The following is a 14513-nucleotide window of genomic DNA, read 5'->3' as shown; positions in this document are numbered from 1 at the left end:
CTGAAAAGAGCGTATTTTTGACGGGCTAAGCGCCAACAGGCCCGTTAAGCGCCGACGCGTTCCAACGCAATCGCCCGTTTCGCCACCTCTGAAATCAATGCCGGCACGACCTTTATCGCCAAAACCGCACTGCGCAGCGCGTCTGACAAATGCGCCTCATTTACCTGCGGGTTGGCCACGCGCCAAATAATGCGGCGGCTTACGCCATCGTCAAACACGACCTCGGTACTGCCATTGCGTGCCTTGCGGAATCCAAGAAAATGCGCGCCCCCATTAGGGGCGTGAAAACCTGATTGATATCCCATTTTGGGTCTCTTTTTTATAACTGCTCTGACACCGCTCATGGCGCATTCTACGCCGCTTGGTCAAGCAATTTGATTGCAGGTCACGCAGAAGCGATTGAAATGCAAGCGTTACACAGAAAGCTCGGACGGCGGACTTTCCAAAAGTCGGGCCAACCGGCGGCAGGCATCTTCGATCTGCCCCCTGCTATGGTTGCCTGGCAGGGCAAGACGCACAGCATTTGGTGCCCGCCCATGGATCAGCGCAAATTCGTCAGCCGACCGCAGCAAAACACCTTCGGTTTCGGCCATGCGCGCAAAAACCGACGCGCGCCACCCCGAGGGCAGCCGCAACCAGACAAAGGGCAAGCCTTGCTGCCAAGACAGATCATACGCGCCCAAAACATTGACCACGCCTTCGAGTCGGTCTGAAAAACCAGCCTGCACCGCCAAGCGCAACTGTTGCGCGACGCCACTGTCTAACAGCGATGAACACAAATCAGACACAGGCCGCGCCAGCCCGAAAAAGCTGTGCTGTGCGGTCAGGCGGCCAGCCTGCCCCATACCACTGGGGCACACCACATATCCAAGCCGCAGCGCTGCCGAAATGCTTTTGGAAAAACTGCCAACATACCATGTACGATCAGGTGCCAAGGCCCGCAAAGACGGCACATTGCTTTGCGCGATAGAATAGCAATCGTCCTCAATGATTTGAATTTCATAGGTTTTTGCAATTTGCGCGATCTCGATACGTCGATGTTCGGGCATCCGAACGGTTGTCGGGTTTTGCGCTTCGGTGGTGACGCACAGCACTTGGGGGCTGTGCTTTCGGCACGCCGCCTCAAGCGCATCCGGGCGCATCCCTTCGTCATCCACCTCAATCGCCAACAGTTCCGCACGCGACAGGCGGGCCGCGTGGCGAAACCCCGCATAGGCAAGATCTTCGATCAGAACCATCGGCCTGTCACCGCGCAGGCAGCATTGTAGCACAAGGTTAATGGCGCTTTGCCCGCCGTAACTGAGCGCGATATCATCGGCTGATACAGGCCCAAGCACCCGCCCTTGCAACCAATCAACGATGCCTTCGCGCAAAGTTTCCTCATCACGCTGGCTGGGGTAATCCAGCCAGTCCGTTGCGATTGTCCCATTTAAATCTGCCAAAGCCGCATTGAACGCAGCCCCTTGCCCCACATCCGGCATGCGCGGGGATCGCATATCGATACGCCCCGTCAAAGAGGCAGGCTCGCGCTCGGCGTAAAAGCTTTGCGTGGGGCCAAAGCGCGGCGTGGATGAGGCGACAAAGGTGCCGCGCCCGACAGTCGCCGCCAAAAGCCCCTCTTGCGTGGCCAGTTGGTAAGCGCGCGACACTGTGCCGGGGGTGACCTTTATTTGCCACGCCAATTCGCGCACCGTTGGCAATTGGCTATCGGGCGGCAAAACCCCCAACCGGATCGCTTCGCGCAGTGCGCGGACCAGCGCCAAATATTTGGGGCCGGGGTATTGTGTCAAGTCTGGCAGCCAATTTGTATTGGTCACAAAGTACCTCTGGCGTTGTTTTGGTAAGTTTGCAATATTGTACGCATACAGTCAATCCAGATTGTATGCGTACAAAAGAGGTTCCTCATGGCTTATCAGAATATCGAGACGTTGATCGCACATCGCCCGCTGCCCCCTGTGGCAACCGTCGTGTTTGCGCTGGCTGTCACCGTTCTGAAATGGGAGCAGCGCCGCCAAACCCGACGCGCGCTAAGCCATCTGGACACGCATATCCTAAAAGACATTGGCCTAACGCCAGACGCGGCGCAGATCGAATATAGTAAGGCGTTTTGGAAAAGCTAAAACCGCCTAACCCGCCGTTAAACTGCCCAAAGGCCCACGCAACTCGTGGGCCTTTTTCGTTTGTCAGGACGGACCGTCAAATCGGCGCAATTAAGCTTGCATTCGCATGGGCAAGGCGCTGTAACTTTGAGTATCGCAACCTCTGGGGATCAAAATGGCAAACATCGCACAGCAAGAAGCGCCGCTGCGCATGTCTTATGATGTTGTCATCGTGGGCGGTGCGATCATGGGGTCATCTGCCGCGTGGTTTTTAACCAACACCCCCGATTTTGATGGCACGGTTTTGGTGATCGAGCGCGACCCGACCTATGCCCATGCCGCGACCTCGCACACCAATTCCTGCATTCGGCAGCAGTTTTCAACGGCCCTGAATGTTGAAATCTCGCAATTCGGGGCGGCGTTCGTGCAAGATTTGCCGCGGTTTATGGGGGCCGAGGCACCAAAGCTGAAAATCCAGAATTTTGGCTATATGTATCTGGCCGATACACCCCGCTTTGCCGATGTGCTGCGCGCCAGCCACCGTGTGCAAGTGGCGGCAGGTGCGGGGACGCAGCTGCTCTCGCCCGAAGACATCAAAGCCGCCTACCCGTTTTACGCGGTGGATGATTTGGTGCTGGGCAGCCTGAACACCGTCGATGAGGGCTATTTCGACGGCATCACGCTGTTTGATATGTTCCGACGCCAAGCGCGGCGGAATGGGGCAGAATATATCGCAAATGAGGTGGTGGCGATCAACAGGTCTGCCAATGGCGCGCGGGTCGACAGCGTGACGCTCGCCTCGGGGCAGGTGATTTCTTGTGGCCATTTGGTGAATGCGTCCGGCACGCGCGGAGCCAAAACAGCGGCGATGGCGGGGATAGACATTCCGATCGAGCCGCGCAAACGCCATACTTGGGTTTTCACCGCCGTGCAGCCGCTGGACCGCCCTTTGCCCCTGACCATTGATCCGTCCGGCGTGCATTTCCGCCAAGATGGCAAAGCCAGCTACATGGCCGGCGGGCACAGCGACTTTGACCCCGCCGTAGATTTTAACGATTTCGAATTGGACCATGGCTTATGGGAAAACCACATTTGGCCGGTGATTGCCGCGCGCATTCCGCAGTTTGAAGCGATCAAGGTGATGCGCGAATGGGTTGGCCAGTATGATCTGAACACGCTTGACCAAAACGCGATCATCGGGCCGCATGATCATCTGTCGAACTTTTTGTTCCTAAACGGATTTTCAGGCCATGGCTTGCAGCAATCGCCTGCGATGGGGCGGGGCCTGGCCGAGTGGGTGACCTATGGCGCCTACCGTAGCCTTGATCTGTCACCACTTGGGTTTGATCGTATCGCGCGGGGTGCCGCCTATGTGGAAAATGCAATCATCTGAACTGTCTGAAAATTAAGCAAAATCGCGCTTTACCCAAAGTAACCTGCCAGTTTTTTTACCATTAGGTCATAAAAATGCGCAGTTGGGTCTGGCGTAAGCGAAAAAAAGCGATAGCCTGTCGTCAATTGTCACGGAGGGCATGATTTGTCGCAACAGCTGCACCCACTGATTTTTGACGGCCATAATGACGTCTTGCTGAAACTCTACCGCGCGGGCGGGGTGTCTGCGGCGAAAAGTTTTCTGACGGGCTGCCCTGGTGCAGTTGATGTTCCCTCGGCCAAGGCAGGCGGGTTTGCAGGCGGGTTTTTCGCGGTCTATGTGCCCTCGCCCACAGATCTGACCCTGAAGTTTGAGGAAATGACCAAGCCGGAATACCAACTGGTGTTGCCCGATGCGATCGATTGGGCCGATGCGGCGCCGGTCGTCATGGCACAAACGGCGATTCTGTTTGAGATGGAGCGCATCGGCGCGTTGAAAATTTGCCGCACAGTTGCCGATATTCGCGCGGCGATGGCAGCGGGCGTCATGGCCGCGATCTATCACATTGAGGGTGCCGAGGGCATTGACGCCGACCTGCACACACTTGATGTGCTGCACCAAGCGGGCCTGCGGTCTATTGGCCCCGTGTGGAGCCGCCCGACTATTTTCGGCGAGGGCGTGCCGTTTCGCTACCCGAGCGGCCCCGATATTGGTGGCGGCTTGACCGAGGCCGGTGTGCGGCTGGTCAAACGCTGTAACGAGCTGAAAATCATGCTTGATCTGTCGCATTTGAATGAGGCTGGTTTCTGGGATGTCGCGCAGCTTTCGGATGCGCCTTTGGTGGCCACCCACTCCAACGCCCATGTCATTTGCCCCCATTCGCGCAACCTGACCGACAAACAATTGGCGGCAATTCGCGAAAGTGACGGCATGGTCGGCCTAAACTTTGCTGTGGCTTTCTTGCGAGATGATGGCAAGATGCTGGCAGATGTGCCGCTAACGCAGATGTTGCGGCATCTGGACCATCTGATCGAACAGGTCGGTGAGGATCGTGTCGGTCTTGGGTCGGATTACGACGGCGCCGTTGTACCCGAGGATGTAACGAGTTGTGCGGGCCTGCCTGCTTTGCGCGCGGCGATGGTCGAACACGGATATGGTGAAAGCTTGGTTGCCAAGCTTTGCCATGAGAACTGGCTTCGGGTGCTGGAGAAAACCTGGGGGGCCTGAACCCCTGCCCTGCCCCGAAGAAATGCTAATCAACAGAGAGGTCTATATTATGACGATTTGGAAAAACACACTTGCGGGTGCCACGATGGCTGTGGCGCTTAGCTTTACGTCCGTGGCCACCTATGCCGAAACACCGGCGAATATGCTGGTTGTTGCCAACCGGATTGACGACATCACCACGATGGACCCTGCGCAAAGCTTTGAATTTGCAGGCTCGGACGTGAACCAAAACATCTATAGCAAGCTGGTCAACTTTGACCCGCTTGCTTATGACAAAGGCTATGTGCCTGACTTGGCCGAAAGTTGGGCCGTGTCCGAGGATGGTAAATCCATCACCTTTACAATGCGTGAAGGTGTGACATTCCAATCCGGCAACCCGGTGACCGCCGAAGATGCCGCTTGGTCGCTGCAGCGCGCCGTTTTGCTGAACAAAACCCCTGCGTTCATTTTGACCCAGTTTGGTTTCACGCCTGAAAACGTCAAAGAGATGATCAAGGCCGAAGGCAACACGCTGACCATCACCACAGACAAGCGCTATGCGACCTCGTTCGTGTTGAACTGCCTGACCGCGACAATCGGCTCGGTTGTTGATATGAAAACCGCGATGGAGCACGAGGCCGATGGTGACATGGGCAATGCTTGGCTTGCGACCAACTCGGCAGGCTCTGGCCCCTATTCGCTGGTCAGCTGGAAGCCAAACGAGTCGGTCACCCTGCAAGCCTATGACGGCTATTATGGCGGCAAGCCTGCGATGGAGCGCGTTATCGTGCGCCACGTCCAAGAAAGCGCCAGCCAGCGCTTACTGCTTGAGGCCGGCGATATTGACGTGGCCCGCAACCTTAACCCCGAAGATGTGGCCGGTGTGCGGTCTGCCGAAGGCGTCGTTATTCAAGAAGAGCTGAAAGGCCGCTTGATGTATCTGGGCCTGAACCAGACGCACCCCGTTCTATCCAAGCCAAAGGTGCGTGAGGCGTTCAAGTATCTGGTTGATTATGAAGGCATGCAAAACAGCTTCCTGAATGGTCAGTACACCACACACCAGAACTTCTTGCCTGCAACATACTTGGGCGCGTCAAATGAAAACCCTTACAGCCTGAACATCGAAAAGGCCAAGGAGCTGCTGAAAGAAGCCGGCGTTGAAAACCTTGAAATCGAGGTTGGCGTGCGTGAGGCGCAAGAACGGATCGAGATTGCGCAATCGTTCCAAAACACCGCCGCACAGGCAGGCGTTAAGGTGAACATCACTGTCGGCACCGGCAAGCAGATCCTTGACCGCTACCGCGCGCGTGAATTGGATATGTCGCTGGAAGCTTGGGGCCCGGATTACCCAGATCCACAAACCAACGCGGGCACCTTTGCCTATAACCCAGACAACAGCCTTGAGGCCAAAGCAACCGGCCTGCTCGCATGGCGTTTGGGCTGGGATACCGATGGCTTGACACCATTGACCGACGCCGCCGTGACCGAAGGCGACACCGAAAAGCGGATTGCGCTGTATCAAGAGATTCAGGCGAAATTCCGCGAAACCTCGCCGTTTGTGATCATGTTCCAACAGATCGAACAGGATGGCGTGCGCGACAACGTGAAAAACTTTACCACGGGTGAAGCGATCAGTTCGGCTGACTACAAAAAAGTCACTAAATAATGGCTTTGACGAATGATGACGGGGGGGCGCGCAATCGTGCGCCTCTTCCCCTTTGGCTGACCGGCACGTTGAAAACTGTCGGGTCTATTGCCGTCACTATGCTGGGCTTGGTGTTCATCACCTTTGTCATTGGGCGGGTTATGCCGATTGACCCGGTGCTTGCGATTGTGGGCGAACGCGCCTCTCAATCCACCTATAATGAAGTATACTTGCAACTTGGGTTGGACAAACCCGTGGTCGTACAGTTTGCCTATTACCTTTGGGATGTGATGCACGGCGATTTCGGCATGTCTTTGCTGAACGCGCGGCCCGTTTCCGAAGATATCAAACGCGTGTTTCCGGCGACGCTGGAACTGGCCACGTTGGGCGTGTTTTTTGGAATTTTCCTTGGCGTGCCTTTGGGCGTTGGTGCCGCTGTACGCAAAGGATCGTGGATAGACCAAGTGGCCCGCGTTGTGGCACTTGTGGGCTATTCGATGCCGATTTTCTGGCTGGGTCTGATGGGCTTGTTGGTGTTTTACGGCATGCTCGGCTGGGTTGGCGGGCCGGGGCGTGTGGGTATTTTCTATGAAGATGTCGTGCCATCCGTCACAGGCATGATCCTCGTCGATAGTATCCTTGACCGGAACTGGACAGTGCTGAAAGACGCGTTCAGCCACATCGTTTTGCCCGCATCCTTACTGGGGTATTACAGCCTGGCCTATATCAGCCGGATGACCCGCAGTTTCATGCTGGAACAGATGAGCGCGGAATACATCACCACCGCCCGCGTCAAAGGCATGTCGGAATGGGATGTGGTCTGGAAACACGCATTTCGCAACATTCGGGTGCAGTTGATCACCGTCATTGCGCTGTCCTATGCAGGGCTGCTCGAAGGATCGGTTCTGACCGAGATTATCTTTAGCTGGCCGGGGATTGGCAGCTATATCACCACGGCGCTGCTGTCGGCTGATATGAATGCGGTTTTGGGCGGTACGGTTGTGGTTGGCCTTGTGTTCATCTTGCTGAACATATTTTCCGACCTGCTGTACAAGTTTTTTGACCCCCGTGCCAAATAGAACCGTGCGAAATAAGAAGAGAGCTAAGTAATGGCCGAGCAAACTTTGCGGCAATGGCTGCTGACCGACACCCCAACATCGCGCAGACATGCGAAATTTTCTGCGCTGTATCATGGCTGGCTGTCGTTCAAAGGCAACACGATGGCGATGATTGGCTTATGGATTCTGCTGGCCTTGGTGGGGATTGCGCTATTCGCGCCGCTATTGGCCCCGCACGACCCGTTTGTACAAGATTTGGGCAACCGTTTGGCGCCTTTGGGCACCGATGGCCATATCTTTGGCACCGACAGTTTGGGGCGTGATATCCTGTCACGTCTGATCTATGGCAGCCGGATTACGCTGTATATCGTAGCACTGGTGGCGCTGATTGCGCCTGTCGTCGGGCTGCTGGTCGGCACGGTTTCGGGCTATGCTGGCGGCTGGGTTGATGTTGTGTTGATGCGCATCACCGATATCTTTCTGGCCTTTCCACGGCTGGTTCTGGCGCTGGCCTTTGTGGCGGCGATGGGGGCTGGCATTGAAAACGCTGTGCTGGCGATTTCCTTGACCGCATGGCCCCCCTATGCGCGGATTGCGCGGGCCGAAACGCTGACCATTCGCGCCGCTGATTATATCTCGGCCATCCAGTTGCAAGGCGCAGGTGCGATGCGGATTATCACGCGCCACATTTGGCCCTTGTGTATCTCATCGCTGATTGTCCGCGTCACGCTCGATATGGCTGGCATTATTCTGGCAGCGGCTGGCCTTGGCTTCCTTGGCCTTGGCGCGCAGCCCCCCAGCCCGGAATGGGGCGCTATGATTTCCGAAGGGCGGCGCTTTATTTTGGACCATTGGTGGGTTGCCACCATGCCCGGACTGGCGATTTTTACCGTGTCTTTGGCTTTCAACCTGCTGGGTGACGGGTTGCGCGATGTGCTTGACCCGAAAGGCGGTGAATGATGGAAACCTTACTTGATGTAGAGGACCTTTGGGTCAAGTTTCCATCGCGCCACGGGGTGTTTGATGCCGTGCGCGGCGTGTCGTTCACGCTGGGCCGCGAACGGCTGGGGATTGTGGGCGAATCCGGGTCGGGCAAGTCGATGACCGGCCGCGCGATATTGCGCCTGATCCGCCCGCCGGGGATTGTTGAGGCCAAGCAGATCAGCCTTCACGGTGATGATTTGATGAAAAAGTCGGAAAAGGAAATGCGGGCCGTGCGCGGCAAGCGCATCTCAATGGTCATGCAAGACCCCAAGTTTTCACTGAACCCTGTGATGAGCATCGGCAACCAGATCATTGAGGCGTATCGTCAGCACAACAAGGTAAGCCATGCCGATGCCTATGCCAAATCATTGGAAATGCTTGAGGCGGTGTCGATCCGCGACCCCGAGCGCGTGATGCGCGCCTACCCGCATGAGATGTCGGGTGGGATGGGCCAGCGGATTATGATCGCGATGATGCTGATCCCGAACCCCGAAATTCTGATCGCGGATGAGCCGACAAGCGCGCTGGATGTGTCGGTGCAGCGGCAGGTTTTGGACATCATGGATAAGCTGGTCAAAACCCGCGGCATGGGGCTGATCTTTATCAGCCATGATTTGAACTTGGTCGCCGATTTCTGTGATCGCGTGCTGATTATGTATGCAGGCCGGATTGTTGAAATTTGTGAGGCGGATAAATTGCACGAGGCCAAACACCCTTATACGCGAGGCTTGTTAAACTCTTTGCCCCGACTGGACGCGCCGCGTGACCACTTGGAAGTGTTAAAGCGTGACCCCGCGTGGTCAGAAGCGCCAAGCGTGAGTGGCCGGATATGAGCATGTTAGAGATTGAAAAGCTGAACGTCTGGTTTGGTCATGGCCGCGACCGTGTTGATGCTGTCAAAGGTGCCAGTTTCACCGTGGCGCGGGGCGAAAGCTTTGGCCTTGTGGGCGAAAGTGGGTCGGGCAAATCGACCATTCTGCGCGCGATTTCGGGGCTGGCCCCAAAGTGGTCGGGGCGGATGGTTGTGGATGGATTAGAGCTGGGCAAGGTCCGGCCAAAGGCGTTCTACAAAACCGTGCAGATGGTATTCCAAGACCCCTATGCCTCACTCCATCCGCGCCATTCGGTGGATCAGGTCTTGGGCGAAACCCTGCATTTGCATGGGTTTAGCGATATCGACGCGCGGGTGGTCAAGCTGCTGGATGATGTGGGCCTTGGGCAAAAGTTCCGGTTTCGCTATCCGCATCAGTTGTCAGGCGGGCAGCGCCAACGGGTGGCGATCGCACGGGCTTTGGCACCCGAACCGGAGTTGCTGTTGCTGGACGAGCCGACCAGTGCCTTGGATGTTTCCGTGCAAGCCGAGATTTTGAATCTGCTGGTCGACCTGCGCCGTGATCGCGGCCTGACCTATGTGATGGTGTCGCATGACCTGTCGGTCGTTGGCCACATGTGCGAACGGCTTGCCGTGATGAAGGGCGGCGAGATTGTCGAGGTGATGGGCGTGGGCACCCTGCGCCGGATGGAGGCCACGCACCCCTATTCGCAAAGCCTTCTGGCAGCGTCCGTTTAGCGCCCCCGCATCGCGTCTTGCAGCAGGGTCAGTACCGCATCTGACGGCACATCGGCGGCAACAAAGCTGCTGCCGATGCCGCGCGACAGGATAAAGCGCAACTGACCATCGACAACTTTTTTATCCTGCCCCATCAGGGCCAGCAGTCCCTCGGCTGACGGCAAGTCGCCCTCAATATCGGCGATATCCACCTTCATCCCCATTGTGCGCAAATGCGCCCGCACACGGCTTGGCGCCTCTTGGCTGCACAGGCCTAAACGCATGCTTAACTCAAACGCCAGCGCACAGCCTACTGCCACGCCTTCGCCGTGCAGCAAACGGTCACCAAAGCCGGTGGCGTGTTCCAGCGCGTGGCAAAAGGTGTGGCCAAGGTTCAGCAACGCGCGGTCGCCTTCTTCGGTCTCATCGCGGGCGACAATTTCGGCCTTCATTTCAACCGAGCGTTTCACGGCATATTGGCGCGCAGTCACATCACCTGCGGCCAGCGCGGGGCCGTTGGTTTCCAGCCAAGTGAAAAACGCCTCGTCACCCAGCAGCCCGTATTTAGCCACCTCGCCGTAACCCGATAGAAAATCGCGCGGGGTCAGCGTGCCCAAAAGGCCGATATCGGCCAGCACCAACGTCGGTTGATGAAACGCACCGATCAGGTTTTTGCCTTGCGGGGCGTTGATACCGGTTTTGCCCCCGACCGAGCTGTCGACTTGGGCCAGCAGCGATGTCGGGATTTGCACAAACCCCACACCGCGCCGCAACACCGCCGCCGCAAACCCGACCAAATCACCAATCACCCCGCCACCAAAGGCGATCACCAAATCCTTGCGTTCGACCTTTTGGTCCAGCAGCCATTCGACACAGCGCGAAAACTGCGGCCAGGCCTTGGTGCCCTCACCCGGCGGCAAGGCAAGCGCTGTGCTTTCAATCCCATGGGCAAGAAGCGCGGCCTGAAGCCGTGCCAAATGCAACGCGCCCACGGTTTCATCGGTAACAATCGCAGCACGACGGCGGCGTAAAAATGGCGCAATCTCTGCCCCGGCCCGATCAATCAGACCATCGGCGATGCGGACATCATAGCTGCGCGACCCAAGTTCGACCCTGACGATATCGGTTTGCATCTTTTATACCTCTAAAACATCGGGCCGTGTCAGCAACGCCTCACGGACCCTGTGTGCCATATCGTCGATAGACAGTTCGGGCGCTGAATCGACCTTTAGATCGGCCAGCGCGTAAACCGGCACACGCTGATCATAAATCTCTTTCAGCGTGGCGCGCGGGTTAGGGGTGCGCAACAATGGACGGGTGGTTTTGTGCCGCACACGTTGCCACAGCAAATCTAGATCGGCGCAAAGCCAAACCGAAACACCTTGGGCTGCGATCATCTGCCGGTTGTGCTGTGACATAAACGCGCCCCCGCCGGTAGACAGCACACAAGGCGGGCCTTCCAGCAGCCGACCGATCACCTGCGTTTCTTTTTGGCGAAAGAACGGCTCGCCGTCGCGCTCAAAAATCTCGGCAATACTGCGATTGGCGGCGGCGACAATGGCATCATCTGAATCAATGAAAGGCACAGACAAAACCCGCGCAAGTTGCGTGCCGACGGCGGTTTTACCCGCCCCCATCATGCCAACCAAAACGACGGATTTCTGCAGCCTCATCCCAAACGCCACCTTTACGCGAATTGCCTCTCTACCCAATAACGGTCCAAGTTGCCGAGTGTCCAGCCCGTGTGCGGTGCTTGTGAGGGGAAATTCAGCAATGGCTTGCCTTTCTCGCGCAAAACTTTGCGCGGGGGCGTGAAGTCGGCTATAAATGCGTGTATAGTCGAGTATGAAAGACCGGAACGCCGTTGATTTTGGGGGACAAGTGCCCAAATCAAAGGGAGAATCTGGCATTAATGGCTTGGGCAAGAAGGCGATGGCATGACATTTATTTTCAAAAGCTTGGCATTATTAGTGATTTTGGGGTTTATCGCCTTGGCTGGCTTTGCCTATTTTGGGGATTTGTCACCACAACAACAAATTGTGACCAAACCGGTGGTCTTGGATGGCCAGTGACGCCAATATAACATCGGGCAGCCCAATTTGGCGCCTGTGTGCATTGGTTACGGGGCTGGGCCTGACACCTGTTTCAGCGGCGGCCGAGGCCCCCATGTCGGCGATCGACTGGCTGTCCAGCTCTGTCTCGACGCCTGCACAACCGCTTGCGCCTACGGAACCCAAGGTGACAGGCGCGGGCGGGGCCATTCCCAAAAACGTCATCGTGTCGGTTTTGGGCGGGCCGTCACCCGATGCTGCCGGAATTTTGCCGCCCCGCGTGACAGGCCTGCCAAACGATATTTGGGGCCTTGGCGAAACCGAGAAGATCGCCGCCCTCATTTCGCAAAAGCGCGATGATTCCCTACCGTCTTTGCAGCGGGTGTTGATGACCCTGATGCTGGCACAATCGGCAGCCCCTGCCGATGCCGGTGGGCGCGGCATTTTGCTGCGCGCGCGGATTGATAAGCTGCTGGAAATGGGCGCGTTGAATGAGGCGGACGCGCTGGTCAAATCCTCGGGCAAGATGCCGCCTGACATTTTTCGCCGCTATTTTGATATTGCCATGCTGACGGGCCAAGAGGATGAGGCCTGCACCTATTTGCGTGAGACGCCGGATTTGGCACCAACCTACCCCGCGCGGATCTTTTGCCTTGCACGGGCGGGCGATTGGGCAGGCGGTGCGTTAACGCTGCGGATGGCACAGGCCTTGGGCTATGTTGACGCGTCAGATGATGCGTTGTTATCGCGGTTTTTGGACCCCGATTTATATGAGGGCGAGCCGCCGTTAGAGCCGCCCTCGCCTGTGACGCCCTTGGCGTGGCGGATGCTTGAGGCGATTGGCGAGGGACTGCCCACCGCACCGCTACCGCTTGCGTTTTCCCATGCTGAATTGCGGGAAACCGCCGGTTGGAAGGCACAGCTAGAAGCCGCAGAGCGACTGGGGCGCGCCTCGGTGCTGGACCCGAATGCCTTGCTTGGCATTTATACACAACGGTTGCCTGCGGCATCCGGCGGCGTCTGGGACCGTGTAGAGGCGTTTCAGCGGTTTGACACGGCCCTTCAGGCCGCAGATCCGGGCGCTGTTGCCGAAAGTCTGCCCAATGCGTGGCTGATGATGGAACAGGCGGGCCTTGAAGTGCCCTTTGCCGAGCTATTTTCAGAACGCCTGATGCGCTTGCCACTGACCGACGCGGCCGGTGCCTTGGCGTTCAAGATCGAGCTGTTGTCATCGCGCTATGAGCAAGCGGCCAATAGCCGGACCGCCGCAGATACCACAGAGGCGTTCTTGATCGGTTTGGCCAAAGGCAACTTGCAAGGGGTGACGCCGCCCAACAGCCTGGCCCGCGCGATTGCGCCTGCGTTTGTGCGCCCTGCCCCGCCTGCCGATTTGTTGGCGCTGTTGGCAGAAAATCGGTTGGGCGAGGCGATTTTGCATGCGGTGGATTCAATCCAACGGGGCGTAAACGGCGATTTGCGCGGTGTGACGGAAGGCTTGGCCCTGTTTCGCCAAGTCGGGCTGGAAGACCTTGCACGGCGCACCTCGCTCGAGCTGATGCTGTTGGAGCGGCGCGGATGAACGCCGAACATGCACGTTGGGTTTCGGTATTCCTTGAGGCGATGGCCGCCGAACTGGACGCCGCCCGCAATACAAGGCTGGCCTATGGCCGCGATCTGGTTGATTTTGGCGCGTGGTTAGAGGCGCGATCCGGCACTTTCAAAACCGCAGATCGCGGTGACATAGAGGCCTATTTGATTTTTTGCGATGCACAGGGCCTGTCCAAAGCAACCCGCGCGCGCAGGCTTTCAGCCATTCGCCAGATGTTTCGCTTTGCCTTTGAAGAAGGCTGGCGCGAGGATAACCCCGGCCTGCGCATCAAAGGCCCCGGAAAAGCGGCAACCCTGCCCAAAACGCTCGATCTGGCGCAGGTCGAGGCGCTGCTTGCCGCCGCCCCAAGCACTGGCCGCACCCAAGATGAGGCCACGCGCAACCGCTGTTTGGTCGAACTGATCTATGCGACGGGCATGCGGGTATCCGAACTGGTTGAACTGCCTGTTGCGGCGGCGCGTGGTGGGCCTGCGATGATTTTGGTACGCGGTAAGGGTGGTAAGGAACGCATGGTGCCGCTGTCACCCCCCGCCAAGGCCGTATTGGCCGAATGGTTGCGGCTACGCGACGCGGCCGAGGCGGCTGGGTTGGCCAAAGGCGCAAAGCCGTCAAAGTTTTTGTTTCCAGGGCGCGGGGCGGCGGGGCATTTGACGCGGCAACAGTTTTTCGTGCTGCTGAAGGCAATCGCCCTAAAGGCAAGGCTGGACCCTACCTTTGTCACCCCCCACACCTTGCGCCATGCGTTTGCCACGCATTTGCTGGCAGGTGGTGCCGATTTGCGGGTTATCCAAACGCTTTTGGGACACGCCGATTTGTCTTCAACCGAAATCTATACACATGTGCTGGATGACCATCTAAAAGCACTGGTGCTGAACCATCACCCCTTGGCGCGCAAAGGCTGAGTTGCCGCGCTTGGGGACCTAAACGATAAAGCCGAGAA

At 57.4% G+C, this 14513-nt stretch carries 15 protein-coding genes; 11 read left to right on the top strand and 4 right to left on the bottom strand.

The annotated features are described in order from the left end of the window. Window positions 1–44: 44 nt before the first annotated feature. Entirely contained in the window at window positions 45–305 is a 261-nt protein-coding gene (locus ACEN2J_RS05900; protein WP_442104062.1) for a hypothetical protein, read from the bottom strand. Window positions 306–413: 108 nt separating this feature from the next. Continuing rightward, on the bottom strand, window positions 414–1817 hold the full coding sequence (locus ACEN2J_RS05895; RefSeq protein ID WP_442104061.1) for an aminotransferase-like domain-containing protein: 1404 nt from the start codon (window positions 1815–1817) through the stop codon (window positions 414–416). A gap of 87 nt (window positions 1818–1904) precedes the next feature. Between ACEN2J_RS05895 and ACEN2J_RS05890 the strand changes: the two genes are divergently transcribed. The 8 genes from ACEN2J_RS05890 (at window position 1905) to ACEN2J_RS05855 (ending at window position 9934) form a co-directional block, all read left to right on the top strand. Beyond that, window positions 1905–2120, top strand: coding sequence for a DUF1127 domain-containing protein (locus ACEN2J_RS05890; RefSeq protein WP_442104059.1), 216 nt, complete (start codon window positions 1905–1907; stop codon window positions 2118–2120). A gap of 154 nt (window positions 2121–2274) precedes the next feature. After that, on the top strand, window positions 2275–3492 hold the full coding sequence (locus ACEN2J_RS05885) for an NAD(P)/FAD-dependent oxidoreductase (RefSeq protein WP_442104057.1): 1218 nt from the start codon (window positions 2275–2277) through the stop codon (window positions 3490–3492). Window positions 3493–3636: 144 nt separating this feature from the next. Beyond that, a complete protein-coding gene (locus ACEN2J_RS05880) occupies window positions 3637–4698 on the top strand; it encodes a dipeptidase (RefSeq protein WP_442104056.1) in 1062 nt (353 codons plus the stop codon). A gap of 49 nt (window positions 4699–4747) precedes the next feature. Beyond that, window positions 4748–6343 (top strand): ABC transporter substrate-binding protein, encoded by a 1596-nt coding sequence (locus ACEN2J_RS05875; RefSeq protein WP_442104054.1) that lies wholly within the window; start codon window positions 4748–4750, stop codon window positions 6341–6343. Then, window positions 6343–7401 (top strand): ABC transporter permease, encoded by a 1059-nt coding sequence (locus tag ACEN2J_RS05870; RefSeq protein ID WP_442104053.1) that lies wholly within the window; start codon window positions 6343–6345, stop codon window positions 7399–7401. Before ACEN2J_RS05875 ends, ACEN2J_RS05870 begins: the two co-directional genes overlap by 1 nt. Before the next feature lie 30 nt (window positions 7402–7431). Further along, window positions 7432–8340 carry an ABC transporter permease gene (locus ACEN2J_RS05865; RefSeq protein WP_442104051.1) on the top strand — a complete coding sequence of 303 codons (909 nt, stop codon included), beginning with the start codon at window positions 7432–7434 and terminating at the stop codon, window positions 8338–8340. Beyond that, a complete protein-coding gene (locus ACEN2J_RS05860) occupies window positions 8340–9197 on the top strand; it encodes an ABC transporter ATP-binding protein (RefSeq protein WP_442104050.1) in 858 nt (285 codons plus the stop codon). Before ACEN2J_RS05865 ends, ACEN2J_RS05860 begins: the two co-directional genes overlap by 1 nt. Then, a complete protein-coding gene (locus ACEN2J_RS05855; RefSeq protein WP_442104048.1) occupies window positions 9194–9934 on the top strand; it encodes an ABC transporter ATP-binding protein in 741 nt (246 codons plus the stop codon). Before ACEN2J_RS05860 ends, ACEN2J_RS05855 begins: the two co-directional genes overlap by 4 nt. Here ACEN2J_RS05855 and aroB read toward each other — a convergent pair. Continuing rightward, window positions 9931–11046: a 3-dehydroquinate synthase gene (gene aroB / locus ACEN2J_RS05850; protein WP_442104046.1), complete on the bottom strand. Its 1116-nt coding sequence runs from the start codon at window positions 11044–11046 to the stop codon at window positions 9931–9933. The two genes, ACEN2J_RS05855 and aroB, sit on opposite strands and share 4 nt — an antisense overlap. A 3-nt stretch (window positions 11047–11049) precedes the next feature. After that, window positions 11050–11586, bottom strand: coding sequence for a shikimate kinase (locus ACEN2J_RS05845; RefSeq protein WP_442104044.1), 537 nt, complete (start codon window positions 11584–11586; stop codon window positions 11050–11052). Window positions 11587–11850: 264 nt separating this feature from the next. Here ACEN2J_RS05845 and ACEN2J_RS05840 point away from each other — a divergent pair, with 264 nt between their 5' ends. The 3 genes from ACEN2J_RS05840 to ACEN2J_RS05830 are packed head-to-tail and all read left to right on the top strand — an operon-like array spanning window position 11851 to window position 14475. Then, the gene (locus ACEN2J_RS05840; protein ID WP_442104043.1) at window positions 11851–11985 is read left to right on the top strand and encodes a hypothetical protein; all 135 of its coding nucleotides are present in this window, start codon (window positions 11851–11853) and stop codon (window positions 11983–11985) included. Continuing rightward, entirely contained in the window at window positions 11975–13543 is a 1569-nt protein-coding gene (locus ACEN2J_RS05835) for a hypothetical protein (protein ID WP_442104041.1), read from the top strand. Before ACEN2J_RS05840 ends, ACEN2J_RS05835 begins: the two co-directional genes overlap by 11 nt. Next, complete coding sequence (locus tag ACEN2J_RS05830) at window positions 13540–14475, top strand: tyrosine recombinase (protein ID WP_442104039.1); 936 nt, start codon at window positions 13540–13542, stop codon at window positions 14473–14475. The genes ACEN2J_RS05835 and ACEN2J_RS05830 overlap by 4 nt, the downstream gene beginning before the upstream one ends. The last annotated feature ends 38 nt before the right edge of the window (window positions 14476–14513 follow it).

Origin of the sequence: Pseudorhodobacter sp. W20_MBD10_FR17 (assembly GCF_052119765.1) — a bacterium.
Taxonomy (GTDB): domain Bacteria; phylum Pseudomonadota; class Alphaproteobacteria; order Rhodobacterales; family Rhodobacteraceae; genus Pseudorhodobacter.
This window is presented reverse-complemented; position numbering and strand designations above follow the sequence as displayed.

What these genes read in the sequence shown, in the direction of transcription:
- ACEN2J_RS05900 (WP_442104062.1), bottom strand. Translation starts at nt 305, where the DNA reads ATGGGATATCAATCAGGTTTTCACGCCCCTAATGGGGGCGCGCATTTT.
- ACEN2J_RS05890 (WP_442104059.1), top strand. Translation starts at nt 1,905, where the DNA reads ATGGCTTATCAGAATATCGAGACGTTGATCGCACATCGCCCGCTGCCC.
- ACEN2J_RS05885 (WP_442104057.1), top strand. Translation starts at nt 2,275, where the DNA reads ATGGCAAACATCGCACAGCAAGAAGCGCCGCTGCGCATGTCTTATGAT.
- ACEN2J_RS05875 (WP_442104054.1), top strand. Translation starts at nt 4,748, where the DNA reads ATGACGATTTGGAAAAACACACTTGCGGGTGCCACGATGGCTGTGGCG.
- ACEN2J_RS05870 (WP_442104053.1), top strand. Translation starts at nt 6,343, where the DNA reads ATGGCTTTGACGAATGATGACGGGGGGGCGCGCAATCGTGCGCCTCTT.
- ACEN2J_RS05865 (WP_442104051.1), top strand. Translation starts at nt 7,432, where the DNA reads ATGGCCGAGCAAACTTTGCGGCAATGGCTGCTGACCGACACCCCAACA.
- ACEN2J_RS05860 (WP_442104050.1), top strand. Translation starts at nt 8,340, where the DNA reads ATGGAAACCTTACTTGATGTAGAGGACCTTTGGGTCAAGTTTCCATCG.
- ACEN2J_RS05855 (WP_442104048.1), top strand. Translation starts at nt 9,194, where the DNA reads ATGAGCATGTTAGAGATTGAAAAGCTGAACGTCTGGTTTGGTCATGGC.
- aroB (WP_442104046.1), bottom strand. Translation starts at nt 11,046, where the DNA reads ATGCAAACCGATATCGTCAGGGTCGAACTTGGGTCGCGCAGCTATGAT.
- ACEN2J_RS05845 (WP_442104044.1), bottom strand. Translation starts at nt 11,586, where the DNA reads ATGAGGCTGCAGAAATCCGTCGTTTTGGTTGGCATGATGGGGGCGGGT.
- ACEN2J_RS05840 (WP_442104043.1), top strand. Translation starts at nt 11,851, where the DNA reads ATGACATTTATTTTCAAAAGCTTGGCATTATTAGTGATTTTGGGGTTT.
- ACEN2J_RS05835 (WP_442104041.1), top strand. Translation starts at nt 11,975, where the DNA reads ATGGCCAGTGACGCCAATATAACATCGGGCAGCCCAATTTGGCGCCTG.
- ACEN2J_RS05830 (WP_442104039.1), top strand. Translation starts at nt 13,540, where the DNA reads ATGAACGCCGAACATGCACGTTGGGTTTCGGTATTCCTTGAGGCGATG.